This is a genomic window from Pseudooceanicola nanhaiensis (assembly GCF_020171315.1).
Taxonomy (GTDB): Bacteria; Pseudomonadota; Alphaproteobacteria; order Rhodobacterales; family Rhodobacteraceae; genus Pseudooceanicola; species Pseudooceanicola nanhaiensis_A.
Genome location: NZ_JAIUZP010000007.1, coordinates 172,178 through 197,190, shown reverse-complemented (window position 1 = coordinate 197,190; position 25,013 = coordinate 172,178). Strand labels below are relative to the sequence as shown.

Sequence of the window (25,013 nt, the reverse complement as noted above, 5' to 3'; positions counted from 1 at the left end):
TTCACACTCCTTGCCGGACTGTTGCTATATGGCTTTCTCCGCGCCCGGATGCAACTCGGCAGGCAAGACCCCGGATCGCATCGGCGGCAGCGGGTCCGGCGACCGCAGTCGAGTGCGGCAATCACAGGCCCAGACCGGCCCGAAGCGCGGCCTCCGGCGCGCTCAGCACCGGCACGCCGCAGCCTGCCAGCAGGGGCGAGGCGTCGCTCATCGAAACCTGCGCCAGCACGACCACGGCCGCTGGCTGCCGCGTCAGCTCGGATCGGACGCCCTCTGCGATGGCCGCAGCGAAGTCTGCCCCCCGGCCGGTCTCGAACAGCGGCCAGAGCGGGGAGAGGTCGAGGCGCCGGATGTCCGGTGTGTATTCGCAAAGCAGCGCGGCGCTCGCCTCGGCGGTGCTGGCCAGGGTATAGACCAGCAGCACCGGCCCGCCGAAGCGCGCAGCCCGCTGCATCATGGGCCGGTCGACACGGGCCGCGCCCGCGGCCTCGGCCACCGGGCCCAGCGTCGTGCAGGTGCAGATCACCGGGCCGCCTGCGGCGCGGATGAAGGCGGTGACCTCCTCGGCCACGGCCGCCACACCCTCGGCGCGGGCGCGGGCCAGCCAGTCCGGGCGGACCTCCTGCCTCAGCTCCGCCCCGGGCGCGAGACGATCACGCAGCGCGGCAAAACGCGCCACATGCACCTCAGCGGTATGGAGGAGCGTCAGCAAGCCCCCGCGCTTACTTGCAGTAGTCTTCCTGACCCTGCAGCGCGAGGGAGGAGCCCTTCAGCTCCACCGGCAGGGACTGGCCGCTGATCTTCATGTGGCTACCGGTCCGCAGCCCGTCGATGAAGCCATCCCGCGCGGCGACGGAGGGGAAGATCACCTCGTAGCCATAGATCGCCTCGCGGCCGAATGCCTGATCCGCCGTGGTGCCGGTGTACTTGATGTCCAGCGGCTGCACGCGGCCATCCACCGAGATCTCCACACGGGCGAATTTGGCGCCTTCGCGGACGAAGGACGGCTGTTCCTCGGGGAAGCCGAGGCGCAGACCGCGCAGCACGTGGCTGCCTTCGCGGCGGCAGGTGACCGAGAAGTATTCCCCCGCCTTGCCGCGTTGCACGGTCAGGTAGCTCATCAGCCCGTTCTGCGCAGGGTCCTTCGAGACCAGCCACCGCTGGCTGTAGACGACGACCTCGTCATTCTCGATCCGCTCCTGCGCGGACAGGCTGGCGGAGCTGGCTCCGATCATCAGGCCGGTCATCAGGCAGGCGGTGGTGAGACGGCGCAGTGCGCGCATTGCGAATCCTCCGATTGGGGCGGGTCAGGTCGGCCCGCACCCTCACATTGGAGCGCGCGCCGCGCAAGTTACCTAGTGCCGCAGTCCGATCGCGCCAGAGGGGTGCAGAAACGGCCCGGCGCCGGCTGTCGCGAAGCAGCTCTGCCACGGCGCAGCGGAGGATGCCCGCCAAACGTCTGATATGATTGAAAAGCAAGGGCGGAGAACCTGCGTCCCCCGCCCGACCCGCGCTCTGCGATCTCCTCATCGCGGCACGGCAGGATCCCCTCAGGGATCCCTCACATCTGTGCGATCAGCTCCGACTGGCGGACGATCACCTCGGCCTGCTTGATCGACGCGATGTCGACCAGCCGGCCCTTATAGACAGTGGCCCCTGCGCCGGTGCGCTTGGCCTCTTCCATGGCGGCGAGGATCTCGCGCGCCTCTGCGACCTTCGTCTCGGAGGGGGTGAAGACCTCGTTCGCCAGCGCGATCTGCTTGGGGTGGATCGCCCATTTGCCGACCATGCCCAGCGTGGCCGAGCGCAGCGCCTGCGCGCGGTAGCCCTCATCGTCCGAGAAATCGCCGAAGGGCCCGTCCACCGGCAGCACGCCATGGGTGCGGCAGGCCGCGACGATGGCGGTCTGGGCCCAGTGCCACGGATCGGACCAGTACTTCTGGCCCTCGCGCAGCATGTAATAATCTTCCTGCGTGCCGCCGATCCCGGTGGTCTGCATCCCCATGGAGGCCGCGAAATCCGCAGCGCCAAGGCTCATCGCCTCAAGCCGGGGCGAGGAGGCGGCGATCTCTTCCACATGGGCGATGCCCGCGGCGCTCTCGATGATGACTTCCAGCTTCAGCGGCTTGGTGCGGCCCTTGGCGCGTTCCAGCGCGGTGATCATCGCATCGACGGCATAGACGTCCGAGGCGCAGCCCACCTTGGGGATCATGATCATGTCGAGCCGATCACCCGCCTGTTCGACGAGGTCGACCACGTCCCGCACCCAGAACGGCGTGTCGAGGCTGTTGATCCGGACCGAGATCGTCTTCTGGCCCCAATCCACGTCGCCGATGGCCTGAATGATGTTCTTCCGGGCCTGTTCCTTGTCGTCGGGCGCCACCGAATCCTCGAGGTCGAGGTTGATCACGTCCGCGGCGCTGGCGGCCATCTTCTCGAACAGCTTGGTGTTCGACCCGGGGCCGAACAGCTGGCAGCGGTTCGGACGGGCGGGGGCCGGGGGCTGAAGGCGGAAGCTCATCTCTCGATCTCCATCACACGCGGGGGCCCTGACGATCAGGGCGAAAGGGCAAGGATATTTCTTCAGTTCGCCGGTGAGCGATATTAAATTACAACACGGATCGCAAGCGGATTTTGCATATGCAGCGCGATCCGCCGCTGCGTCGCGGAATCATCGACGCTGCACCTGCGCGAAAGTCTGCGACGGCGATGCGAAAATCTTCGACAGAAATCCCAATCCTGCGAAGAAACTTGCAACCACCGCCCAGAGTTCCGCGGATTTGCAAAGCAATCCCACCGCGAATCCGACAAAATCGGGCGCAACAACTCTCCCCAACAGGTGCCCGAATGATCGAGACCCCCTATCTGCTGTTCCTTGGTGATGCCCCCGATGCGCTGGCTGCGAAAGTGGCCCAGGGCATCCGTGACTGGCGCCCGGACAACGCCATCGGCCAGTTCCGCATGGAAGGCTGCAAAGCCGACATGAAACTCGCCGACATGACGCTGACCGAAGCCAAGGAAGCCGGCGCCAAGACGCTGGTCATCGGCGTTGCCAACCGTGGCGGCGTGATCTCCAAGGCCTGGAAAAAAGTGCTGATCGAAGCGCTCGAAGAAGGCTTCGACATCGCTTCCGGCCTGCACAACCTGCTGCGCAACGAGCCCGACCTCGTCGCCGTGGCCGAAGCCAACGGCCGCCAGCTGCACGACGTGCGTATCCCCACCGTCCAGTACCCGATCGCCAACGGCGAGAAGCGGACCGGCAAGCGCTGCCTCGCCGTCGGCACCGACTGCTCGGTCGGCAAGATGTACACCGCGCTGGCGATGGACAAGGAAATGAAGGAACGCGGCCTCAAGTCGTCGTTCCGCGCCACCGGCCAGACCGGCATCCTGATCACCGGTGAAGGCGTGCCCCTCGACGCCGTCATCGCGGACTTCATGGCCGGTTCGGTGGAATACCTGACCCCGGACAACGATGCTGACCACTGGGACATGATCGAAGGCCAGGGCTCGCTGTTCCACGCCTCCTACTCGGGCGTGACCATGGCCCTCGTGCACGGCGGCCAGCCCGACGCGCTGATCCTGTGCCACGAACCCACCCGTGAGCACATGCGCGGCCTGCCCTCCTACAAGCTGCCCTCCCTCGAGGCGCTGCGGGACGTGGCCCTGACGCTGGCCAAGGTCGTGAACCCCGACGTCCAGGTCGTGGGCATCTCGGTCAACACCCAGCACCTGAACGAGGAAGACGCCAAGGCGTATCTCGCCAAGGTCGAAGAAGAAATGGGCCTTCCCACGGTGGATCCGTTCCGCCATGGCGCCGGTCGTCTCGTCGACGCGCTGGTCGCGCTCGGCTGAGGCCAGTCGCCCCCGCGGGTCCGGCGCGTCCCCCTTCCGCGCCGTTGACCTGCTGGGGGCGACCTCCCCTTTCTTCCGGGGCCCCAGTGGGCCCCTCTCTCTCAGGAGGTCCCCCATGCAGATCGAGGTCATCCGCGACGTTTTCCCGCTCGCGCAGGTCTTCACCATTTCCCGCGGCTCGCGCACCGAGACCAAGGTCATCACCGTGCGCATCACCGACGGTGGCGTCACCGGCTGGGGCGAATGCGTCCCCTACGCGCGCTACAACGAAACCCTCGACAGCGTCGCGGACGAGATCAACGGCCTGCCCGCCTCTTTCTCGCGCATGGACCTCTATGACCTGCTGCCCGCCGGTGCCGCCCGCAACGCGGTCGACTGTGCGCTGTGGGATCTGGAAGCCAAGAAAGCCGGCAAGCCCGCGTGGCAGCTGGCCGGTCTGAAACAGGCCCCCGGCCCTGAAATCACCGCCTACACCCTCTCGCTGGCCAGCCCGGAAGAGATGGAGGCGCAGGCCGCCAAGAACGCCTTCCGCCCGCTGCTCAAGATCAAGCTGGGCACCCCGGACGACATGCCCCGCCTCGAGGCCGTGCGCCGCGGCGCGCCGAAGTCCAAGATCATCATCGACGCCAACGAGGGCTGGTCGGTCGACGTCTACAAGGACCTCGCGCCGCACCTCGTGAACCTTGGCGTGTCGCTGGTCGAACAGCCGCTGCCGCAGGCCGAGGACGAAGCCCTTATCGGCATCGACCGCCCCGTGCCCGTCTGCGCCGACGAAAGCTGCCATGACCGCGCCGACTTGCCCAAGCTGACCGGCAAGTACGATGTCATCAACATCAAGTGCGACAAGACCGGCGGCCTGACCGAGGCGCTCGCGCTGAAGGAAGAGGGCCTGAAGGCCGGCTTCGACGTCATGGTCGGCTGCATGGTCGGCTCCTCCCTCGCCATGGCGCCTGCGGTGCTGGTGGCACAGGGCGCCCTCGTGACGGACCTTGACGGCCCGCTCCTGTTGGCCAAAGACCGCGATGCGGCCCTCGTCTATGACGAAGCCGGCGTGCACCCTGCAACGTCCGCGCTCTGGGGCTAAGACTTTCCGCCCCTTCGGGGGCACATAATCGTGCCCCCGGCGCCTGACCGCGTCTCCCCCGGGGGCCTCCAACAAGGAGTTCTCCTGATGACCCGTACCGTCTATGTGAACGGCGAGTTTGTCCCGGAAACCGAAGCCAAGGTCTCGATCTTCGACCGCGGCTTCCTGATGGCCGATGCCGTCTACGAAGTGACCAGCGTCCTCGACGGCAAGCTGGTGGACTACGCAGGCCACGCCAAACGCCTTGAGCGCTCGCTCAAGGAGCTGGACATGACCCTGCCCGTCACCCTCGACGAGCTGCTGGAAATCCACCGCGAGCTGGTCAAGCTGAACGACCTCGAAGAGGGCGGCATCTACCTGCAGGTCACCCGCGGCTCTGCCGGCGACCGTGACTTCATCTGGCCGGACCCCGAGACCACCAAGGCCTCGCTGGTGCTCTTCACCCAGTCGAAGCCCGGCAACGCGATGAGCGAGAAGGCCAAGGCCGGCTACAAGATCATCACCGTTCCGGACATCCGCTGGCACCGCCGCGACATCAAGACCGTCCAGCTGCTCTACCCCTCCATGGCCAAGATGATGGCCAAGAAGGCGGGCGTCGATGATGCATGGCTGGTCGAGGATGGCCTCGTGACCGAGGGCACCTCGAACAACGCCTACATCGTCAAGGACGGCAAGATCATCACCCGCGCGCTGTCGAACGACATCCTGCACGGCATCACCCGCGCCTCGGTGCTGAAGTTCGCCAAGGAAGCTCAGATGGAAGTCGAAGAGCGCTCCTTCTCCGTTGAGGAAGCCAAGGCCGCGGACGAGGCCTTCATCACCTCCGCCGGTGCCTATGTGACCCCGATCATCGAGATCGACGGCGAAGCCGTGGGCGCGGGCGCCTCCGGCCCCGTCGCGCTGCGTCTGCGCGAGATCTACATCGACGAGATGCGCAAGGCCGCGATCTGATCTTCGGTTCAGCCGAATGCGAAGGGCGCCCCTCGGGGCGCCCTTTTCGTTTGGGGTAAGGCCGGAGACGAAGCCGTCCCGCTTCGCCAAGCCACGCGTCCCGGCGCGTTTAGAGTTTACCTGACAGGGAAGTTGCGGGGCGCCGAAGCCAGCAACCGCGAGGCCAGACACGAAGCCGCGCATTGCCGGCGCGCGCGGGGGCGATCCTGACCCCTATGGCGAGCAGTTTATCTCAGCCAAGCATATCGTGTCCCATCTAGGCACCGCCCAGCCTCGCCAAATCGCCGCCGCGTGGGGGCGCGCCGGCGATGCGCGGCGGCCTGCGGCCTTGTTCCGCGCCGGGATGAACCACAACCCGTGATGAGTAAGCGCCACATCACTGTCGACCGCTGCCGGGCCGACAGAGCCCGTCACGCCTCACTGCAACTCGGGCGTCGCGTCCGGCAGGATCACCTCACGCTGCTCCACGTCCTTCTGGTTCTCCTCCACCTGCCGGCGGCTGTCGTCCTGAAGCTGCTGGCCCAGCGTCTTGGGGGCGGTCTCCAGCGCGCGGCGCTGCGCGTCGATGCCGGATTTCACCCCGTCCAGCCTGCGCTGCACCTGCTGTTGCGGGCTCAGCCGGTCCTGCGGCGAGGGCAGCGCCAGCTGCGCCGCGGCAGGCCCCGCCAGCATCAGCGCCAGCCCGAGCCAGAGGCCCCGCCTCATCCCAGCCGCCGCAGCAGATCGGGCGAGGGCTCGCCCGTGACAGGCAGGCCGATGCTGCGCTGATAGTCGGAGATCGCCGCGCGGCTCTTCGGCCCCAGAACGCCATCCGCGCCCCCGGTGTCGAAGCCCCGCGCCGTCAGTCGCTGCTGCAGCGCCACACGGTCGTCCTTGGTCAGGCCGTATTGATCCGGCGGGAAGGAGCCGCGCAGCGGCCCGCCGCCCGCGATCCGATCCGACAGGTGCCCGATCCCGATCGCGTAGAGATCGGAGTTGTTGTAGCGCTTGATCGCGTTGAAATTCCCCGTGACCCAGAAGCTGGGCCCGCCCGCCTGCGGGGTGATCACCCGCCCGCCGGGATTGGCGCCGGTCAGCTCTCCGCCCCATTTCACGCCCGGCGTCCAGCCGGAGCGCTGCAGGTAGGCGGCGGTGGAGGCAAGCGCGTCGGAGGGATCCTCCGACCAGATGTCGCGCCGCCCGTCGCCGGTGAAATCCACCGCATAGGCAAGGTAGGAGGTCGGGATGAACTGGGTATGCCCCATCGCCCCGGCCCAGCTGCCGGTCATCCGGTCTGCGCTGACGTCACCGGACTGGATGATCTTCAGCGCCGCGATCAGCTGCTTTTCAAAGAACTCCCCCCGGCGGCCCTCGTAGGCCAGCGTGGAGGTGGCCGCGATGACCGACACATCGCCGCGCCGCTCGCCATAGTAGCTCTCCAGCCCCCAGACCGCGCAGACCACGTTGGCGGGCACGCCATAGCGCGCCTCGATGGCGTTGAGCGTGGCCCGGTTGCGGGCATAGGCCGCCCGCCCCTTCGAGACACGCTCGTCCGAGGTCGCGATGGAGAGGTAGTCCTCCAGCGTGCGGGAGCTTTCGGGCTGGCTGCGGTCCCGGGTGATGACGCCGGGCAGGAAGCCCGCGTGCCGGAAGGCGGCATTCAGCGTGGAGGGCGAGATGCCCTGCCCCTGGGCGCGCGCCCGGAAGGAGGCGACCCAGGCATCATAGCCCGCGTCGCGCACCGGGCGCAGGTCGTCAGGCAGCCCCGTGGGCCGTGCGCTTGCGGTCGAGACGGGCCCCGGCCCGCCACAGGCGGCCAGCGTCATGGCACCGAACCCGGCGAGACCTGCGCAGATCCCGCGCCGTGTCATGGTTGCGTTCATGGCTCTCTCCCTCATATGCGCCGCCTATTTCTGCCGCCGGACCGACAGCCAGGCCTGCCAACTGACCGGATCCCCGGCGAAGGCGTTGATATCCACGATCCCGTCGATGCCCGGCACCACGCCGGTGCCGGTGTATTGCCAGAAGGTCCAGCGCTCCTGCGGGTAGCGCTCGGACGGATGGCCCGCGACCGAGCGCAGCCAGAACTCCGACCCGCGCATGCGGCCCAGATCGTTCTGCGCGTAGAAGTCCGGTGTCGTGTAAACCACGGGGGCCGTGCCGTAGTGCTGGGCCACGATGGTCGAGAAGACGCGGATGTCCTCGCGCACGGCCTCCGGGCTGGGGCGCTTCTGACAGGTCCGCGACTGGTGGTTCCACTCCATGTCCAGCACGGGCGGCAGGTCGCCCGGCACGCGCGGCACATTCTCGATGAACCAGTGGGCCTGCTCCCGCGCGGTGCGGCAGAAGTAGTAGAAGTGATAGGCCCCCACGGCCACGCCCGCCGCCCGCGCGCGCGGCGCATTCCGCGGGAAGCCGGGGTCGAGGTAGTCGCCGCCCTCCGTCGCCTTCAGCCAGGCGAAATTGATGCCTGCGCTGCGCGCCGCGTAGAAGTTGATATCGCCCTGGTACCGGGCCGCGTCGATGCCGTGGATCGGATAGCGATCCGGGCGGATGCTGTCCCATTCATGGGGCTTGGTGTCACCGAAGCTGCGCGGGATGCCCGTCGCGCGGTAATCCGCGGCATTCAGGGTGCGGGGCCGCTCCAGCCGCCCGACCGTGGGGCCACCGCCACCACCGCAGGAGGCAAGGAACATCACAGCCGCGAGCGCGGCCGTCAGGACGGCACGGGGGCCGGTCAGCACTGTCATCGAACTTCCCTCGTTCCCCGCCTCTTGCGGGCGGTTGGCGCGGCGCGGGGCGCCGCCCGGGTTTCTCTAAATGGGTTCAGTCAAATCGCTTCATCCCGCCCTCAGGAGGTCGAGCCGACATTCTTCTCAAAAGCGTCGACAAAGGCGGCCTGCTTCTCGGGGCTGGCCTCGGTCTGGTTCTGCGCCTTCCACTGGTCGTAGGGCATGCCGTAGTAGTATTCGCGCGCCTCTTCCTTGCCGATCTCGATGCCGCGCGCATCGGCGGCTTCCTGATACCAGCGGGACAGGCAATTGCGGCAGAACCCCGCAAGGTTCATCAGGTCGATGTTCTGGACGTCGGGACGGTCCTGCATCAGGTGCTGGCGCAGACGGCGGAAGGCCGCGGCTTCGAGTTCCAGCTGGGTCTGCTCGTCTAGGTCGGGCATGGGGGCTCCTCTCACGGGCGCTTCACCGGCGCGCGATCAGCCTATCCGCGCATCCGTCACACGCCAAGGGGCGTGCCCCTCACAAGAAAGTTCACAATCCCGTTTCGGCAAGAACATTCTCAAGAATCGGCGCCAGACGCGCCGCCCAGTGGGCCTGCTGGCTCTCGGTCGCGATCAGGTCATTGCGGATCTCGATCAGCACGTTGGGCCGCCCCTTGTCGATCGCGTGGCGGTCGATCGTATCGCCGGGCAGATGGCCGCCGTAGGGCTCGTTCTCGCCCACGCAGAGGTCGGGCTCGGCCTGCAGCCGGTGCAGCAGCGGCAGGGCAAAGCGTTTGTCCGAGGCGTAGAGAATGCCCACATGCCAAGGCCGGGGCGGACGGCCGCGCAATTGCGGCGTGTAGGAATGGATCGAGACCAGCACCGTGTCGTCGCGCCGCGCCGCCAGCCGCTCCAGCGCATCGTGGTAGGGCCGGTGACAGGCGTTGAGCCGGGCCTCGCGCTCTGCCGTACCCGCGTGGCGGTTGGCCGGGATGATCGACCCGTCATAGAGCTTCATCAGCAGGGTCGGATCGTCCTCGCCCCGGTTCGGGTCGATCACGAGCCGCGAGAAGTTCGACAGGATCACCGGCGCGTCCAGATGCGCCGCCAGTGCCCGGCTGACGCCCGCCGCACCGGGATCGAAGGCAATGTGGCGCGCCATGTCCGTCTCCGGCAGGCCGAGGCTGCCGCCGCCCACGAAGGCCGGCACGGTGTTGGCCGCATGATCACAGCACACCAGCCAGCGGGACGACCGCTCTGCACCGCTGATTTCAAAGGGCTGATAGCCCGTCTGTCCCACAGCCTGCCCTGCCGTCTGCTCTGTCATGGCACTGTCACCTCCGGCGCCGAAAATCGGTAATGGTTGTTGACGTTAGCGAAAAGCGCAATACTGCTCCTCGTACGTCCGAACAAGACCGGGATCGGCCCGGCAGAGGCCGCACAGCAGAGGAGACAGCGCCATGAGACGCCATCGTAACACCAAGATCGTCGCGACGCTGGGTCCGGCCTCCAACGACTATGACATGATCCGCGCGCTCTTCGAGGCCGGTGCCGACGTGTTCCGCCTGAACATGTCCCACGGCACCCACGAAGAGATCGCCGAGCGCCACCGCATCATCCGCCAGATCGAGCGCGACCTCGACACCACCATCGCCATCCTCGCCGACCTGCAGGGGCCGAAGCTGCGCGTCGGCGCCTTTGCCAATGACAGCGAGGATCTGGTGGACGGCGCGACCTTCCGGCTCGACCTCGACGAAGCACCGGGCACCAAGGACCGCGTCCAGCTGCCCCACCCCGAGATTTTCGCCGCGCTGAAATCCGGCGCGACGCTCTTGGTGAACGACGGCAAGATCCGCCTCAAGGTCGAGGACTGCGGCCCCGATTACGCCCGCTGCACCGTCATCGCGGGCGGAACGATTTCCAACCGCAAGGGTGTGAACGTGCCCGACGTGGTGCTGCCGCTGGCCGCGCTCTCCAAGAAGGACCGCGCCGACCTGGAATTCGCCTGCTCGCTGGGGATCGACTGGCTGGCACTGTCCTTCGTGCAGCGCGTGGCGGACGTGGAAGAGGCCCGCAAGCTGGCCGATGGCCGGGCCGCGATCCTCGCCAAGATCGAGAAACCCGCCGCGGTCGAGGCCTTCGATTCGATCCTCGCCGCCTCGGACGGGATCATGGTGGCGCGTGGCGACCTCGGCGTCGAACTGCCGGTGCAGAACGTGCCCGCGATCCAGAAGCGCCTGACCCGCAAGTGCCGCACCGCGGCCAAGCCGGTGATCGTGGCCACGCAGATGCTGGAAAGCATGATCGAGAGCCCGATGCCCACCCGAGCCGAGGTCTCGGACGTGGCCGCCGCGATCTACGAGGGCACCGACGCCGTCATGCTCTCGGCCGAATCCGCCGCCGGGCAGTACCCGGTGCAGGCGGTGCGCACCATGAACGCCGTCGCGGTCGAGGTCGAAAGCGATCCGAACTACCGCGAGATCATCGAGGCCAGCCGCAAGGTCAGCCGCAGCACCGTGGCCGACGGCATCGTCTCTGCCGCGCGCGAGATTGCCGAGACCACGAATATCAAGGCGATCTGCTGCTTCACCCAGACCGGCACCACCGCGCTGCTGACCGCGCGCGAACGGCCCCGGGTGCCGATCATCGCGCTGACCTCGGAACGCGGCACCGCCCGGCGGCTGGCGCTGTCCTGGGGCACCAACTGCGTCATGTGCGGCGAGCTGGAGCGCTTCAAGGAAGCGGTGGTCAACGCGGCCCGTGCCGCGCGCTCCGGCGGCTTCGCGACCCCCGACGATCAGATCCTCGTCGTCGCCGGCGTGCCATTCAACACCTCGGGCACCACGAACATCCTGCGCGTCGCCCCCTGCGAAGAGCGCCTGATCTTCGCCACCGATCCGGGCTGATCCGGATTGGAGGCCTTGCAGGACCTCTGGGCGCAGGCCCGCGCGCTGCGCCCGGACACCGACCTCGTCGTGGTGACGGGGGTGATCCTGCTGATGCTGGCCATCCCCTCGCTGGTGGCGGCCTATGCCGACCGGCGCGCGCCGCGGGCGGCCGTGTTCGTCCTGATGATCGGGGCCGCGCTCCTCGGCTGGGCCTTTTCCACGGCGCCTACGGACTATGATCTGGCCGAGATACCCAATGCCTTCATCCGGGTGACGGGCCGGATTCTGGCGGCGCTGCGCCGGGGCTGAGGCCCCAGCCCGCTCCAGTGGGCCGAAAAACAGCGAAAATCCCGCCCATGCCCCTTGCCTAATGGCCGATCACCGCGTATCAGGCCGCTCTGTTGCGCGGCCGGCCGGTAGTGGCATGCCGAGTCGCGCGTTGACCGCACTCAAAAGACAGGAGACGGAAATGCCCAAGATGAAGACAAAGTCGAGCTGCAAAAAGCGGTTCAAGGTCTCTGCCTCTGGCAAGATCATCGCAGGTCAGGCCGGCAAACGCCACGGCATGATCAAGCGCACCACCAAGTTCATCCGCGACGCACGCGGTACCACCACGCTGTCGAAGGCTGATGAGAAGATCATCAAGCCGATGATGCCCTACGCGAAATAAGGAGATCACCAGATGTCCCGTGTTAAAGGTGGTACGACTACCCACGCCCGCCACAAGAAAGTCCTCAAGGCAGCAAAAGGCTACTACGGCCGCCGCAAGAGCACTTACAAGGTCGCCCGTCAGGCCGTCGACAAGGCCAACCAGTACGCGACCCGTGACCGGCACACCCGCAAGCGCAACTTCCGCGCGCTGTGGATCCAGCGGATCAACGCCGCTGTCCGCGCACACGACGAAGCGCTGACCTACTCCCGCTTCATCAACGGCCTGTCGCTGGCCGGCATCGAAGTGGACCGTAAGGTTCTGGCCGACCTGGCCGTGCACGAGCCCGAAGCCTTCGGTGCCATCGTGGACCAGGCAAAGGCCGCTCTGCCCGCGTAAGCGACAGCTGAGCTGACCGACAGAAACGCCGTGGAGCCCCGCTCCGCGGCGTTTTTCTTTGGCCGGATGGAATGTGCGGTGCGATGCCCCGGCTCGGCGGGTCCGGCACCGCAGGCGGCGCGCGACGCGCCCGCACGCCGGTCCACGGGGCGGGCCGTGGTCCAGCGGGCCGCCCGCCCCCTCAGCGCAGCATCGGCAGGCATCTCCGGGCCGAGGGCGGCTGCCCCACGTGGCGCGGGTTGAGGACAAGGTGCCAGGTGGGCGCGCGCCCCGGGGCCTGCGCTCGCGAATAGGTGCAGCCCTGCGCCGTCACCCTCCATTGCCCGCCTCCCGTGGCCCCCTCCACCTGCAGCGCCTGCCCGCCCGGAGACCGGGGGGACGGGGCGGCCGCAGGCGGCCTGCCCTGCGTGGACAGGCGCGGCACCGGGGCAGGAAGAGCGCGCGGCGCGGCCCGCGGGACCACCGCCCGGCCCAGGGACCGGGGCGCGGGTGCGGCAGGCGCCAGCACCGGCACCGCGTTGCGGGAAACGACCATCGGCAGGGGCGCGGCCGTGGGATCCTGCACCGGCCCGAGAGGCCGGTGCTGCGCCGTATAGGCCACCGTCCCATGCTGGCGATCGGCGAGGTAGATCACGCCGCGCCCCTCCTGCGCCGCAACCGGAGAGGCCACCGGAGAGGTCACTGCGAGACCAACGGCCAGCCCCCATCGCGCGAGCGACCGCAGGCAGCCATGACGGCGGGCGGCGAGGCGGCGGGGCGGGACAGGCATGGCAAAACTCCAACGGCAGGGACAGGGCGACCGCCCCGGCATAGGCCCCACCGATTAAGGACGGGTGAGCGAGGCCCTAACGACCGGTGATCGCACCAGCGGCCGGGCGCGGCGCCACGGGCCACCCGCGACTCGCCACACGCAGGCCCGGCCGGGGCGGGACCGCCGGTTTCCCGGTGCAAACCACCGATTTCCGCGCCTCGGGGGGCGCTTCGCCGCCCCCGCTCCCCTTGCCCTTCCCGGCCCTGCCGGGTAGCAGGAAGGCCAGACAGTTTCAGGAGGATCGGATGGACGATCTGAAGCAGAAGTACCTCTCGGCCATCGCTGACGCCTCGGACGAGGGCGCGCTGGAAGAGCTGCGGCTGCAGGCCGTCGGCAAGAAGGGCGAGGTCAGCCTGAAGATGCGCGAACTGGGCAAGATGACGCCCGAGGAACGCCAGACGGCCGGCCCTGCGCTCAACGCGCTGAAGGACGAGATCAACTCGGCGCTTGCCGCCAAGAAGGTGGCGCTGGAAGACGCGGCGCTCGACGCCCGCCTGCGCGAGGAATGGCTCGACGTGACGCTGCCGGTGCGCCCGCAGCGGCAGGGCTCGATCCACCCGGTCAGCCAGGTCTGGGAAGAATGCACCACGATCTTCGGCGACATGGGCTTTGCCGTTGCCGAGGGCCCGCAGGTCGAGACCACCTGGTACAACTTCGACGCGCTGAACATCCCCGACCATCACCCGGCCCGCGCCGAGATGGACACCTTCTACATGCACCGCGCCGAGGGCGACGACCGTCCCCAGAACGTGCTGCGCACCCATACCTCGCCGGTGCAGATCCGCTCGATGCAGGCGCAGGGCGCGCCGATCCGCACGATCTCGCCGGGCCGCGTCTATCGCGCGGATTACGACCAGACCCACACGCCGATGTTCCATCAGGTCGAGGGCCTTGCCATCGACCGCGACATCTCGATGGCGAACCTGAAATGGGTGCTGGAGGAATTCTTCTCGGCCTATTTTGGCACCAAGGTGAAGACCCGCTTCCGCGCCTCGCACTTCCCGTTCACGGAACCCTCGGCCGAGGTCGACATCCAATGTTCGTGGGAAAACGGCACCGTGAAGGTGGGCGAAGGCGACGGCTGGCTGGAAGTTCTCGGCTCCGGCATGGTGCACCCGCATGTGCTGAAGGCCGGCGGCGTCGATCCGGCGGCGTGGCAGGGCTTTGCCTTCGGCATGGGGATCGACCGGATCGCGATGCTGAAATACGGCATCCCCGACCTGCGCGCCTTCTTCGACAGCGACCTGCGGTGGCTGCGGCACTACGGCTTTGCCTCGCTGCAGGTGCCGACGCTGCGCGGCGGGATCTGACAGGCAGGACCGGCGGCATGGCATCCCTTTCGGCACGCGTGACGGCACGACCGGCACCCGCCAGCGGGGGGATGACCTGCACCCTGACGACCGCAGCGGCCCGCGCCACCACAAGGCCAGGGCCCGGCCGCGGGGGGGCGCAAAGCGCCTGCCCGGGGGGGCGGTCGGGCGCTGGCCGTGCCACGGGCACGGCCGTCGATGGGAACGGCCGCAGTGCGCCTGATCTGGCGCGGCACGTGACGGGAGTGCGTCTGCCATCCGCCGCAGGGAGGACCGCCGCATGAAACTCTTCCGCCACGAGACCCGCCAGCAGACCGAAGCCTCCAAGGACCTCTGGGCGCGCTTCGAGATCCTCTATACCTTCGTCGACTTCGGCGCGGCCTTTACCTTCGTCCTCGGCTCGATCTTCTTCTTTTCCGAGAAGCTCCAGACCGCGGGCACATGGCTTTTCCTGATCGGCTCGCTGCTCTTTGCCGCCAAGCCGACCATCCGCCTCGTGCGGGAAATCAAACTCTACCGCATGGGCGACAAGGACGACCTGGCCCAACGGCTCAACCACTAGGATGATGACATGAAATTCACGCTCTCCTGGCTGAAAGATCATCTCGAGACCGAGGCCACCCTCGACGAGATCCTCGACACGCTGACCGACCTCGGGCTCGAGGTGGAAGGCGTCGAAGACCCCGCGGCCAAGCTGAAGACCTTCACGCTGGCCAAGGTGATCGCGGCCTCGCAACACCCCGACGCCGACCGCCTGCGGGTCTGCATGGTGCAGACCGACGAGGGCGAGAAGCAGATCGTTTGCGGCGCCCCGAACGCGCGCGAGGGCATCACCGTGGTGCTCTGCAAGCCGGGCGACTACGTGCCGGGCATCGACGTGACGCTCTCGGTCGGCAACATCCGCGGCGTCGAAAGCCACGGCATGATGGCCTCCGAGCGTGAGCTGGAGCTGTCGGACGAGCACAACGGCATCATCGAGCTGCCCTCGGGCGAGGTGGGCCAGAAGTTCACCGACTGGCTGGCCAAGAACGACCCGGCCAAGGTCGATCCCGTGATCGAGATCGCGATCACGCCGAACCGTCCCGATGCACTTGGCGTGCGCGGCGTGGCCCGTGACCTTGCGGCCCGTGGCCTCGGCACGCTGAAGCCCGCGCCGAGCGCGGATGTGACCGGCGCCTTCCCCTGCCCCGTCACCGTCACCATCGACGAAGACGCCAAGGACGGCTGCTATGTCTTCGCCGGTCGCCTGATCAAGGGCGTCAAGAACGGCCCCTCGCCTGCATGGCTGCAGGACAAGCTGCGCGCCATCGGCCTGCGCCCGATCAACGCGCTGGTGGATGTGACGAACTTCTTCACCTACGACCAGAACCGCCCGCTGCACGTCTTCGACGCGGCCAAGGTGGCGGGCGACGTCCGGGTGCACCGCGCCACGGGCGGTGAGGAGCTGCTGGCGCTGGACGGCAAGACCTATGCGATCCCGGCCGGTGTGCTGGTGATCTCGGACGACAATGGCGTCGAGTCGATCGGCGGCATCATGGGCGGTGAAGTGTCGGGCTGCACCGAGGAGACGGTCGATGTCTTCCTCGAAGCCGCCGTCTGGAACCACGTCCAGATCGCCACCGGGGGCCGCGCGCTCAAGATCAATTCCGACGCGCGCTACCGCAACGAACGCGGGATCGACCCGGGCTTCAACATGGAGGCACTCGACCTCGCGACGCAGATGATCATGGAGCTCTGCGGCGGTGAACCCTCCGAGGTGGTCGTCGCGGGCGAAGTGCCGGACGTGGCGCGGGCCTACAAGCTCGACACCGCGCGCTGTGCCTCGCTGGTGGGCATGGACATCCCGGCCGAGGAGCAGCGGGCCACGCTGGAGCGCCTCGGCTTCGTGATGGAGGGTGACATGGCCCATGTGCCCTCGTGGCGCCCGGACGTGCTGGGCGAGGCGGACCTCGTGGAAGAGGTGGCGCGGATGGCCTCGCTCTCGAACCTCGAGCCGAAGCCCATGGCCCGCACCCAGCCCGGCGTGCCGAAGCCGATCCTGACGCCGATCCAGAAGCGCGAGCAGATGGCCCGGCGCACCGCGGCGGCGCTCGGCTACAACGAATGCGTGACCTACAGCTTCATCGACAAGGCCTCGGCCACGCTCTTCGGCGGCGGCGATGACGCGACCATGCTGGAAAACCCGATCTCCTCGGAGATGAGCCACCTGCGCCCGCAGCTTCTGCCGGGTCTGCTGCAGGCGGCGGCGCGCAACCAGTCGCGCGGCTTCAACGACCTCGCCCTGTTCGAGGTCGGCGCCACGTGGTTCGGCGGCGAGCCAGGCGAGCAGAAGACGCAGGTGACCGGCCTGCTGGTGGGCCGCACCGGGCCCAAGGACGTGCATGGCGCGGCCCGTGCCGTGGACCTCTACGACGCCAAGGCCGATGCCGAGGCCGTGCTGGCCGCCATCGGCGCGCCTGCCAAGGTGCAAATCCTGCGCGGCGCCGAGGGCTGGTGGCACCCGGGCCGTCACGGCAAGATCTGCCTCGGCCCCAAGAAGGTGCTGGGCATCTTCGGCGAGGTGCACCCCAAGGTGCTGCGCGAGATGGGCGTGAAGGGCCCCGCCGTGGCCTTCACCCTCTGGCCGGAAGAGGTGCCGCTGCCGCGCACCACCTCGGCCTCGCGGGGCGCGATGACGCTGAGCGATCTGCAGGCGGTGGAACGCGACTTCGCCTTCGTGGTGGACGCCGAGGTGGAGGCGCTGACGCTGGTCAATGCCGCCGCCGGGGCCGACAAGGCGCTGATCGAAGACGTGCGCGTCTTCGACGAGTTCATCGGCGGCTCCCTCGGGGAGGGCAAGAAATCCCTCGCCGTCACCGTGCGCATCCAGCCCAAGGACGCCACGCTGAAGGAGAAGGAAATCGAGGCGCTCTCGGCCAAGATCGTCGAGAAGGTGGTGAAAGCCACCGGCGGCGTGCTGCGCGGCTGAGCCTGCGCGGGACGGCGGCTTGCGCCGCCGGCCTGCGGCGCGGATATTTACGGCAAGAAAATGAGGGGGCCGCGTGGCCCCCTTTCCCTATCAGGAGGATGCAAGATGAAGGTTTACCTGTCGGGCGAGATCCACACCGACTGGCGCAAGGAGATCATGGACGGCTGTGCCGGTCTCGACGTCAGTTTCGACGGGCCGGTGACGGACCATGACGCCAGCGACGATTGCGGCGTGGCGATCCTGGGCGCGGAAGACAGCAAGTTCTGGCACGACCACAAGGGCGCCAAGCTGAACGCGATCCGCACCCGGCGCGGCATCGAACAGGCCGACGTGGTCGTGGTGCGCTTTGGCGAGAAGTACAAGCAGTGGAACGCGGCCTTCGACGCCGGTCAGGCGGCGGCGCTCGGCAAGGCGCTGATCGTGCTGCACGGGCCGGACCATCAGCATGCGCTGAAGGAAGTGGACGCGGCGGCGCTTGCCGTGGCGGAGACGCCGCTGCAGGTGGTGCAGATGCTGCGCTACGTGCTGACCGGCCAGCTGCCGGCCTGAGGCCCTGACGGCCGAGACGCAGAAAGCCGCCCCCTCGGGAGCGGCTTTCGTGTTTTCAGCGCCAGGTGCGTGCTTACGCGGGACGGGCCGGGATGTTGCGGCCGCTCTGGAAGGCCGGGCGGGCGTTGAAGCGCTCGGAATAGGCCACGACGTTCTTGAAGCTGTCGAAGCCCAGCATCTCCTTCGCGCCGTAGAACTCCAGCGTGTTGAGCCAGGGGCAGATCGCGATATCGGCGATGGAATAATCACCGGCGATCCACTCCTTGCCCTCGAGCGCGGTGTCGAGCACGCCGAGGATGCGCTTGGCCTCGTTGATGTAACGCTCACGCGGGCGCGGGTCCTCGATGTCGGCGCCGGCGAACTTCACGAAGAAGCCGAGCTGGCCGAACATCGGGCCGAGGCCGGCCATCTGCCACATCAGCCACTGGATCACCTCGGCCCGCTTGGCGCCGGATTTCGGCAGGCCGAAGCCGGTCTTGTCGCCGAGGTAGATCAGGATCGCGCCGCTTTCGAACAGCGCCACCGTCTCGCCATCGGGGCCGTCGGGATCGACGATCGCGGGGATCTTGTTGTTCGGGCTGACCGAGAGGAACTCGGGGCTGCGCACATCGGCATCGGCCAGCGTCACGAGGTGGGCCTCGTAGGGGATGCCGACCTCCTCGAGCATGATCGAGACCTTCTGACCGTTGGGCGTCGGGAAGGAGTAGAGCTGCAGGACATCGGGGGTTTCCGCGGTCCAGCGGTTATTGATGAGATAGTCAGAGACAGGCATGAGGGTTCTCCTGTTGGATGACGCCAACATATATTCTGCGCGGCAGCGTAAAACCCCCATGCGGTCCCGAATTTCGATGGTATGCTCTGTGCATAAACGCGCGCAACGGCGCGACCAGAGATAAAGGGACAGATTATGCTGAAGGAATTCAGAGCCTTCATCGCCAAGGGCAATGTCATGGACATGGCCGTCGGCATCATCATCGGTGCGGCCTTCACCGCGATCGTGAAATCCATGGTGGATGACCTGCTGAACCCGATCATCGGGCTGTTCACCGGCGGGCTCGACTTCACCAACAACTTCCTGGCGCTCGACGGCGGCGACTACGCCAGCCTGGAAGCGGCGCGGGAGGCGGGCGCGGGTGTCTTCGCCTATGGCTCCTTCCTGATGGCGGTGATCAACTTCCTGATCGTGGCCTTCGTGGTCTTCATGCTGGTCAAGGCCGTGAACCGCGCCAAGGACACGGTGATCAAGGAGGAGGAGGGCGTCCCTGCGGAGGAAAAGCCCGCAGGCCCCACCGAACTGGATGTCCTGCTGGAGATCCGCGACTCGCTGAAAGCCGCCAAGTGACGCAGAAAGAGCCCTCGCCAAAGGGGGCTCTTTTCGAATAATCTCCCGCGGATGACGAATTTCGCAGGAGAATCCGGCCCCGATGTCCCTCGACACGATTGATGAGAACATTCTGCGCGTCTTGCAGCGCAAGGGTCGCATGTCCAACGCAGATCTGAGCGAGAAGGTCGGGCTCTCGGCCTCGGCCTGCCACCGCCGCGTGCAGCGGCTGGAGGCGGAGGGCTATATCAAGGACTACGTCGCGCTGCTGGACGCGCGCAAGATCGGCATGGCCACCACGGTCTTCGTCGAGATCACCCTGCAGGGACAGGCCGACGACACGCTCGATGCCTTCGAGACCGCAGTCTCGCGCATCCCGGACGTGCTGGAATGCCACCTGATGGCGGGCACGGCCGATTACATCCTCAAGATCGTGGCCGAGAACACCGAGGATTTCGCCCGCATCCACCGCCAGCACCTCTCGCGGCTGCCGGGCGTGGCCCAGATGCAAAGCTCCTTCGCCCTGCGCACGGTCTTCAAGACCACCGCGCTGCCGATCTGAGCGCCGGCGCCCCGCGGCACCAGACTTCATCTTTCCACAAATACTCAAACCCGCACCCACTTCCCGGGCGACAGGTGGCCGCAGCGCCACCAGAGCGCTTCCCGTGCGCCCTCCCGCCCGCTACGCTCGCGGCGGGAGGAGCTTTCATGGACTGGGATTACATCATCGTGGGCGCCGGAAGTGCCGGCTGCGTGCTGGCCAAGCGTCTGTCGGAGGCGGGACATTCGGTGCTGCTGCTGGAGGCCGGGGGGCGCGACAACTACCATTGGGTGCATATCCCCATGGGCTACCTCTACTGCATCGGCAACCCCCGCACCGACTGGATGTACCGGACCGAGGAAGACCCGGGGCTGAACGGCCGGTCGCTGCTCTATCCGCGCGGCAAGGTGCTGGGGGGCTGCTCCTCGATCAACGGGATGCTCTACCTGCGCGGACAGGCAGCGGATTACGACGGCTGGCGGCAGATGGGCCTGCCCGGCTGGGGCTGGGACGATGTGCTGCCCTACTTCAAACGCTCCGAGGATTACGTCGACGGCCCCTCCGAGATGCATGGCGCGGGCGGCGAGTGGCGGGTCGAGAACCAGCGCCTGCACTGGGACCTGCTGGACGACTGGATCGCGGCGGCGGAGGCGGCGGGCATTCCCCGCACGCAGGATTTCAACACCGGCGACAACGGCGGCGTCGGTTACTTCCGGGTGAACCAGCGGGCGGGCTGGCGGATGAACACCGCCAAGGCCTTCCTGCGCACCACCCGCGCGGAGAAGCTGAAGGTCGAAACCGGCGCCCAGACGACGCGACTGCTGATGGAGGGGACGCGGGTGACCGGCGTCGCCTACCGGCAGGGCGGCGTGGAGAAGACGGCCAAGGCGCGGGGCGAGGTGATCCTCTCCGCCGGGGCCGTGAACTCGCCGCATCTGCTGCAGCTCAGCGGGCTGGGGCCCGCGGCCCTGTTGCAGGAGCATGGCATCGCCGTGAAGCGCGACATGGCGCAGGTCGGCGCGAACCTGCAGGACCACCTGCAGCTGCGCTGCGCCTGGCGGCTGACCGGGGCCAAGACGCTGAACACTTTGGCGGCGACGCTCTGGGGCAAGGCGCTGATCGGGATGGATTATACCTTCCGCCGCCGCGGGCCGATGTCGATGGCACCCTCGCAACTGGGGGCCTTCACCCGGTCACGGCCCGATCTGGCGACGCCGGACCTTGAATACCACGTGCAGCCGCTCTCGCTGGAGGCCTTCGGCCAGCCGCTGCATGACTATCCGGCGATCACCGCCTCGGTCTGCAACCTGAGGCCGGAAAGCCGGGGCAGCATCACCATCGGCTCTGCCGATCCGCTGCAGGCGCCGAAAATCGCGCCGAATTACCTCTCTACCGAGGGCGACCGGCAGGTGGCCATCGCGGCGATCCGGCAGGTGCGGGAGATCATGGCGCAGGCGCCGATGCTGGCCTACCGCCCGGAGGAGATGAAACCGGGCATCGCGGCGCAGAGCGACGCGGAACTGGCGCAGGCGGCGGGCGACATCGGCACCACGATCTTCCACCCCGTGGGCACCGTGGCCATGGGCGCGGAAGAGAGCGCGCCGCTGGATGCGCGGCTGCGGATGCGGGGCGTGGGCGGGCTCAGGGTGGTGGATGCCAGCGTGATGCCCCGGATCACCAGCGGGAACACGAATTCCCCCACGATCATGATCGCGGAGAAGGCGAGCGAGATGATCCTCGAGGATGCGCGGGTGGAGGCGTAGTGCAAAAGGGGGGCTGTCTGCCCCCCTGCGCCCCATGGGGGCGCACCCCCCGAGGATATTTCCGAACAGTGGATGTCAGGCGGCCACCGCCGTGGCTCGGACGCGCGCGCGCTCCAACCCGTACATCGCTGCGTTCCACGGGCTGAGGAAGATCATCAGCGAGATGATCGAGAAAGCGAATTCGTAGAGTTCGAAGTTGCGGTAGACGAAGTCCAGCGAGAGGACGATCACCGAAGCCGCGACCGCGAGAAAAGCCTCGCGCGGAGCGGGCACGGGCACGGCGAGGGCGCGTACGAAGCCCTGCACCCATTTCGCCCGCGGCCAGAGCAGTGGCAGGACGAGGAGGTAGAGCAGCAGCACCGGCGTCAGCCAGTTGCCGAAGAGCGTGGAGGCGAGGTGATGATCGCCCACCACGAGGTTGTGGAAGTTCGTCTCGGCCTGGAAGTTGTTCTCGACGAAATACTCGCCCGAGGACCAGCCGAAAATCCGCTGACCCCAGGAGATCTCCTCGCCCGCGACGAAGACATACATCGCCCCGTAGAGCACCGTCAGCGCGACCGTGTAGAGCGGCAGATGGCCGCGAAGCTGGGCTGCGCGGCGGAAGAGAACGAGGCCGGCGAGGAACAGGAAGACCGCGGTGAGATATTCCAGCGGCCCGTCTTCCTGACCCACCGCCACGGGATAAAGCGCGGGATCATAGAGCGCGACACCGATGGAGATCACGTGACCGACGACGAACAGCGCAAGAAGCGCGAGAAGAAGGGGATGGTTGCGGGGCATTAGGCTCTCGGGGGAAGAGGCGGGCCGCTGGCTGGGGACAGGCTTGCGACCGGGGATTTACACAATAAATTTAAGAAACCGTCATAAATGAACTCGGCGGTTCAGGTCAAGGCGCCTGCAGGACGCCTGCTGGACATCTGCACCGAGCAGGGCGCTGGACCGCTGTGCAAGAATGCGCAGTCGCGAGGGCCGGCAGGCCGAGCTTTGCCTGAAAGAGAGATGCGCCGCTTGACGGGATCCGGTGGGCTGGGGCCGCTCAGAACCGGGCCCCCAGAAATGACAAACCCCCGGGGCCGGGCCACGGGGGTCGTCGAATAGCTTGGTGTTCGTCTGAGGAAAAACTCAGAGGAGACCTTCGCGTTGCGCTTTTTTGCGTGCCAGCTTGCGGGCACGGCGAACTGCTTCAGCCTTCTCGCGCGCTTTCTTCTCGGACGGCTTCTCGAAATGTTGCTTGAGCTTCATTTCGCGGAAAACGCCTTCGCGCTGCAGCTTTTTCTTCAGGGCGCGGAGCGCCTGATCGACATTGTTGTCGCGAACAGAGACCTGCATGTGGTTGTCACCACCTTCCTAAGTTAGAGTTGCATGAAATTGCAGGAGGTGGCCGTATAGCAGCGGTCGCCCTATTTATCAAGACAGAACAGCCCTAGCCCCACCGGAGGCCCACATGTCCACCACCGAGACCCAAGCCGAGAGCCAGACCGCCACCCCGTCGCCCAGCGAGGCGCTGCTGGATGCCGCCCTGATGCACGTCCCCTTCGACGGCTGGTCCGAGACGACGTTCCGCGCCGCGGCCGAGGATGCGGGCGTCGGTCCCGAGCTGGCGCGGGCGCTCTATCCGCGCGGCGCAGTGGACCTGGCCCTGGCCTACCACGCCCGGGGTGACGCGGAGATGATGAAGGCCATGGCCGCCAAGGACCTGTCGGATATGCGGTATTCCGACCGGGTTGCCTTGGCGATCCGGCTGCGGCTGGAGGATGCGGACAAGGAACTGGTGCGCCGGGGCTCGACGCTCTTCTCCCTGCCGCAGCATGCCGCCGATGGCGCGCGGGCGATCTGGCAGACGGCGGACCGGATCTGGACCGCGCTTGGCGATACCTCGCAGGACGTGAACTGGTACACCAAGCGCGCCACGCTTTCGGGGGTCTACGGGGCCACCGTGCTCTACTGGCTGGGCGATGACAGCGAGGGCCACAAGGCGACCTGGGACTTCCTCGACCGCCGGATCGAGGGCGTGATGCGAATCGAGAAGACCAAGGCCAGCCTGCGCGAGAACAAGCTGGCGCAGACCGTGCTGGCCGGGCCGCTGGCACTGATCGGCAAGATCCGTGCGCCGGGCAACGGCACCGGCCTGCCGGGCCGCTGGTCGCACTGAGCCGCCACGCGCCTGCCTGCGGGGTCCGGGTGCCGGGCCCCTTCCCCAATTCAGAAGACGACGACAGGAGGAGAGCCATGTCCGTGCTTCCCGAAACCATGCGCGCGGTCGAGATCTCGGCCCCCGGCGGCCCCGAGGTGCTGACGCCGGTCACCCGGCCCGTCCCCGCCCCCGGACCGGGGCAGGTGGTGATCCGCGTGGCCTATGCGGGTGTGAACCGCCCCGATGCATTGCAGCGCGCGGGCAGCTATGCCCCGCCCCCCGGTGCCAGCGATCTGCCCGGGCTGGAAGCTGCGGGCGAGGTGGTGGCCGTGGGCGAAGGCGTCGGCTGGCCCAGCGTGGGCACGCAGGTCTGCGCCCTTCTGCCCGGTGGCGGCTATGCGGAATACGTGGCGACGCCCGCCGCCCATTGCCTGCCCGTGCCCGCGGGCATGGGCCTGAACGAGGCCGCCTGCCTGCCCGAGACCTTCTTCACCGTCTGGTCCAACGTCTTCATGCGCGGCGGGTTGAAGGCGGGCGAGCGGTTCCTCGTCCACGGCGGCTCCTCCGGGATCGGGACGACGGCGATCCAGCTGGCGCGGGCCTTTGGCGCACGGGTCTTCGTCACCGCCGGGTCCGAGGAGAAATGCGCGGCCTGCCTGGAGCTTGGGGCCGAGCGCGCGATCAACTACCGCGAGGAGGATTTCGTCGAGGTCATGGGCAAGGCGGGGGGCGCCGACCTGATCCTCGACATGGTCGGCGGCGAGTATATCCCGCGCAACGTCAAAGCCATGGCCGAGGACGGGCGGCTGGTGCAGATCGCCTTCCTGCAGGGGCCCAAGGCGGCGCTGAATTTCGCCCTCGTCATGGTGAAACGGCTGACGATCACCGGCTCCACCCTGCGCCCGCAAAGCGACCTCGCCAAGGCGCGGATCGCGGCGGAGCTGCGCGCGCAGGTCTGGCCCCTGCTGGACGCGGGCCGGATCGGCCCGGTGATGGACAGCGAGTACCCGCTCGACGCGGCGTCCGAGGCCCATGCGCGGATGGAAAGCTCGGGCCATATCGGCAAGATCGTCCTGAAGGTCGGCTGAGGCCGGATCA

The 25,013-nt window shown here is 67.6% G+C and carries 28 protein-coding genes; 16 read left to right on the top strand and 12 right to left on the bottom strand.

Annotated elements, in window-relative coordinates; all coding sequences use genetic code 11:
* Positions 1-121: 121 nt before the first annotated feature.
* The 3 genes from LCM32_RS13345 to LCM32_RS13335 form a co-directional block, all read right to left on the bottom strand.
* Positions 122-712, bottom strand: coding sequence for a hypothetical protein (locus tag LCM32_RS13345; protein ID WP_224821572.1), 591 nt, complete (start codon positions 710-712; stop codon positions 122-124).
* 10 nt (positions 713-722) lie between these two features.
* Positions 723-1,283 carry a hypothetical protein gene (locus tag LCM32_RS13340; RefSeq protein ID WP_224821571.1) on the bottom strand — a complete coding sequence of 187 codons (561 nt, stop codon included), beginning with the start codon at positions 1,281-1,283 and terminating at the stop codon, positions 723-725.
* 278 nt (positions 1,284-1,561) lie between these two features.
* Complete coding sequence (locus tag LCM32_RS13335) at positions 1,562-2,521, bottom strand: L-malyl-CoA/beta-methylmalyl-CoA lyase (RefSeq protein ID WP_224821570.1); 960 nt, start codon at positions 2,519-2,521, stop codon at positions 1,562-1,564.
* Between the two features lie 326 nt (positions 2,522-2,847).
* On the opposite strand from LCM32_RS13335, the gene dgcN reads away from it, so the two are divergent.
* The 3 genes from dgcN to LCM32_RS13320 all read left to right on the top strand — a co-directional run bounded on the left by dgcN (position 2,848) and on the right by LCM32_RS13320 (position 5,887).
* Positions 2,848-3,852, top strand: coding sequence for an N-acetyltransferase DgcN (gene dgcN / locus LCM32_RS13330; protein ID WP_224821569.1), 1,005 nt, complete (start codon positions 2,848-2,850; stop codon positions 3,850-3,852).
* Positions 3,853-3,967: 115 nt separating this feature from the next.
* Positions 3,968-4,936 (top strand): N-acetyl-D-Glu racemase DgcA, encoded by a 969-nt coding sequence (gene dgcA / locus LCM32_RS13325; RefSeq protein WP_224821568.1) that lies wholly within the window; start codon positions 3,968-3,970, stop codon positions 4,934-4,936.
* Positions 4,937-5,023: 87 nt separating this feature from the next.
* On the top strand, positions 5,024-5,887 hold the full coding sequence (locus LCM32_RS13320; protein WP_224821567.1) for a D-amino-acid transaminase: 864 nt from the start codon (positions 5,024-5,026) through the stop codon (positions 5,885-5,887).
* A 417-nt stretch (positions 5,888-6,304) separates the two neighbouring features.
* On the opposite strand, the gene LCM32_RS13315 is transcribed toward LCM32_RS13320, so the two are convergent.
* The 5 genes from LCM32_RS13315 to LCM32_RS13295 form a co-directional block, all read right to left on the bottom strand.
* A complete protein-coding gene (locus LCM32_RS13315) occupies positions 6,305-6,592 on the bottom strand; it encodes a hypothetical protein (RefSeq protein ID WP_224821566.1) in 288 nt (95 codons plus the stop codon).
* Positions 6,589-7,749, bottom strand: a complete 1,161-nt coding sequence (locus tag LCM32_RS13310; RefSeq protein WP_412070684.1) for a lytic murein transglycosylase — start codon at positions 7,747-7,749, stop codon at positions 6,589-6,591. Before LCM32_RS13310 ends, LCM32_RS13315 begins: the two co-directional genes overlap by 4 nt.
* Before the next feature lie 24 nt (positions 7,750-7,773).
* Positions 7,774-8,616 (bottom strand): GH25 family lysozyme, encoded by an 843-nt coding sequence (locus LCM32_RS13305; RefSeq protein WP_224821565.1) that lies wholly within the window; start codon positions 8,614-8,616, stop codon positions 7,774-7,776.
* A gap of 101 nt (positions 8,617-8,717) precedes the next feature.
* Complete coding sequence (locus tag LCM32_RS13300; RefSeq protein WP_224821564.1) at positions 8,718-9,041, bottom strand: DUF1244 domain-containing protein; 324 nt, start codon at positions 9,039-9,041, stop codon at positions 8,718-8,720.
* 91 nt (positions 9,042-9,132) lie between these two features.
* On the bottom strand, positions 9,133-9,909 hold the full coding sequence (locus LCM32_RS13295) for an N-formylglutamate amidohydrolase (RefSeq protein WP_224821563.1): 777 nt from the start codon (positions 9,907-9,909) through the stop codon (positions 9,133-9,135).
* Positions 9,910-10,042: 133 nt separating this feature from the next.
* Here LCM32_RS13295 and pyk point away from each other — a divergent pair, with 133 nt between their 5' ends.
* The 4 genes from pyk (at position 10,043) to rplT (ending at position 12,518) form a co-directional block, all read left to right on the top strand.
* Positions 10,043-11,488, top strand: coding sequence for a pyruvate kinase (pyk, locus tag LCM32_RS13290; RefSeq protein ID WP_224821562.1), 1,446 nt, complete (start codon positions 10,043-10,045; stop codon positions 11,486-11,488).
* Positions 11,489-11,503: 15 nt separating this feature from the next.
* Positions 11,504-11,779 (top strand): hypothetical protein, encoded by a 276-nt coding sequence (locus LCM32_RS13285; protein ID WP_224821561.1) that lies wholly within the window; start codon positions 11,504-11,506, stop codon positions 11,777-11,779.
* A 160-nt stretch (positions 11,780-11,939) separates the two neighbouring features.
* Positions 11,940-12,140, top strand: a complete 201-nt coding sequence (rpmI, locus tag LCM32_RS13280) for a 50S ribosomal protein L35 (protein WP_222491014.1) — start codon at positions 11,940-11,942, stop codon at positions 12,138-12,140.
* Between the two features lie 12 nt (positions 12,141-12,152).
* Positions 12,153-12,518: a 50S ribosomal protein L20 gene (gene rplT, locus LCM32_RS13275; RefSeq protein WP_224821560.1), complete on the top strand. Its 366-nt coding sequence runs from the start codon at positions 12,153-12,155 to the stop codon at positions 12,516-12,518.
* Between the two features lie 181 nt (positions 12,519-12,699).
* Here rplT and LCM32_RS13270 read toward each other — a convergent pair whose 3' ends face one another.
* Positions 12,700-13,287 carry a hypothetical protein gene (locus LCM32_RS13270; RefSeq protein ID WP_224821559.1) on the bottom strand — a complete coding sequence of 196 codons (588 nt, stop codon included), beginning with the start codon at positions 13,285-13,287 and terminating at the stop codon, positions 12,700-12,702.
* A 287-nt stretch (positions 13,288-13,574) separates the two neighbouring features.
* On the opposite strand from LCM32_RS13270, the gene pheS reads away from it, so the two are divergent.
* The 4 genes from pheS (at position 13,575) to LCM32_RS13250 (ending at position 18,156) form a co-directional block, all read left to right on the top strand.
* A complete protein-coding gene (gene pheS / locus LCM32_RS13265; protein WP_224821558.1) occupies positions 13,575-14,639 on the top strand; it encodes a phenylalanine--tRNA ligase subunit alpha in 1,065 nt (354 codons plus the stop codon).
* 280 nt (positions 14,640-14,919) lie between these two features.
* Positions 14,920-15,201 (top strand): YrhK family protein, encoded by a 282-nt coding sequence (locus LCM32_RS13260; protein WP_224821557.1) that lies wholly within the window; start codon positions 14,920-14,922, stop codon positions 15,199-15,201.
* Between the two features lie 9 nt (positions 15,202-15,210).
* Positions 15,211-17,607 carry a phenylalanine--tRNA ligase subunit beta gene (gene pheT, locus LCM32_RS13255; RefSeq protein WP_224821556.1) on the top strand — a complete coding sequence of 799 codons (2,397 nt, stop codon included), beginning with the start codon at positions 15,211-15,213 and terminating at the stop codon, positions 17,605-17,607.
* 105 nt (positions 17,608-17,712) lie between these two features.
* Complete coding sequence (locus tag LCM32_RS13250; protein WP_224821555.1) at positions 17,713-18,156, top strand: YtoQ family protein; 444 nt, start codon at positions 17,713-17,715, stop codon at positions 18,154-18,156.
* 73 nt (positions 18,157-18,229) lie between these two features.
* Here LCM32_RS13250 and LCM32_RS13245 read toward each other — a convergent pair whose 3' ends face one another.
* Complete coding sequence (locus tag LCM32_RS13245) at positions 18,230-18,928, bottom strand: glutathione S-transferase N-terminal domain-containing protein (protein WP_224821554.1); 699 nt, start codon at positions 18,926-18,928, stop codon at positions 18,230-18,232.
* Between the two features lie 135 nt (positions 18,929-19,063).
* Between LCM32_RS13245 and mscL the strand changes: the two genes are divergently transcribed.
* From mscL to LCM32_RS13230, 3 genes are all read left to right on the top strand, one after another.
* The gene (mscL, locus tag LCM32_RS13240; protein ID WP_224821553.1) at positions 19,064-19,498 is read left to right on the top strand and encodes a large conductance mechanosensitive channel protein MscL; all 435 of its coding nucleotides are present in this window, start codon (positions 19,064-19,066) and stop codon (positions 19,496-19,498) included.
* Positions 19,499-19,580: 82 nt separating this feature from the next.
* A complete protein-coding gene (locus tag LCM32_RS13235; RefSeq protein WP_222491004.1) occupies positions 19,581-20,039 on the top strand; it encodes an Lrp/AsnC family transcriptional regulator in 459 nt (152 codons plus the stop codon).
* 146 nt (positions 20,040-20,185) lie between these two features.
* Complete coding sequence (locus tag LCM32_RS13230; RefSeq protein ID WP_224821552.1) at positions 20,186-21,781, top strand: GMC family oxidoreductase; 1,596 nt, start codon at positions 20,186-20,188, stop codon at positions 21,779-21,781.
* A 75-nt stretch (positions 21,782-21,856) separates the two neighbouring features.
* Here LCM32_RS13230 and LCM32_RS13225 read toward each other — a convergent pair whose 3' ends face one another.
* Positions 21,857-22,561, bottom strand: a complete 705-nt coding sequence (locus tag LCM32_RS13225; protein WP_224821551.1) for a hypothetical protein — start codon at positions 22,559-22,561, stop codon at positions 21,857-21,859.
* A gap of 342 nt (positions 22,562-22,903) precedes the next feature.
* Positions 22,904-23,110 carry a 30S ribosomal protein S21 gene (rpsU, locus tag LCM32_RS13220; protein WP_042458983.1) on the bottom strand — a complete coding sequence of 69 codons (207 nt, stop codon included), beginning with the start codon at positions 23,108-23,110 and terminating at the stop codon, positions 22,904-22,906.
* A 115-nt stretch (positions 23,111-23,225) separates the two neighbouring features.
* Here rpsU and LCM32_RS13215 point away from each other — a divergent pair, with 115 nt between their 5' ends.
* Positions 23,226-23,933, top strand: a complete 708-nt coding sequence (locus LCM32_RS13215; protein WP_224821550.1) for a COQ9 family protein — start codon at positions 23,226-23,228, stop codon at positions 23,931-23,933.
* A 77-nt stretch (positions 23,934-24,010) separates the two neighbouring features.
* Positions 24,011-25,003: an NAD(P)H-quinone oxidoreductase gene (locus LCM32_RS13210; RefSeq protein WP_224821549.1), complete on the top strand. Its 993-nt coding sequence runs from the start codon at positions 24,011-24,013 to the stop codon at positions 25,001-25,003.
* Positions 25,004-25,013: the final 10 nt, after the last annotated feature.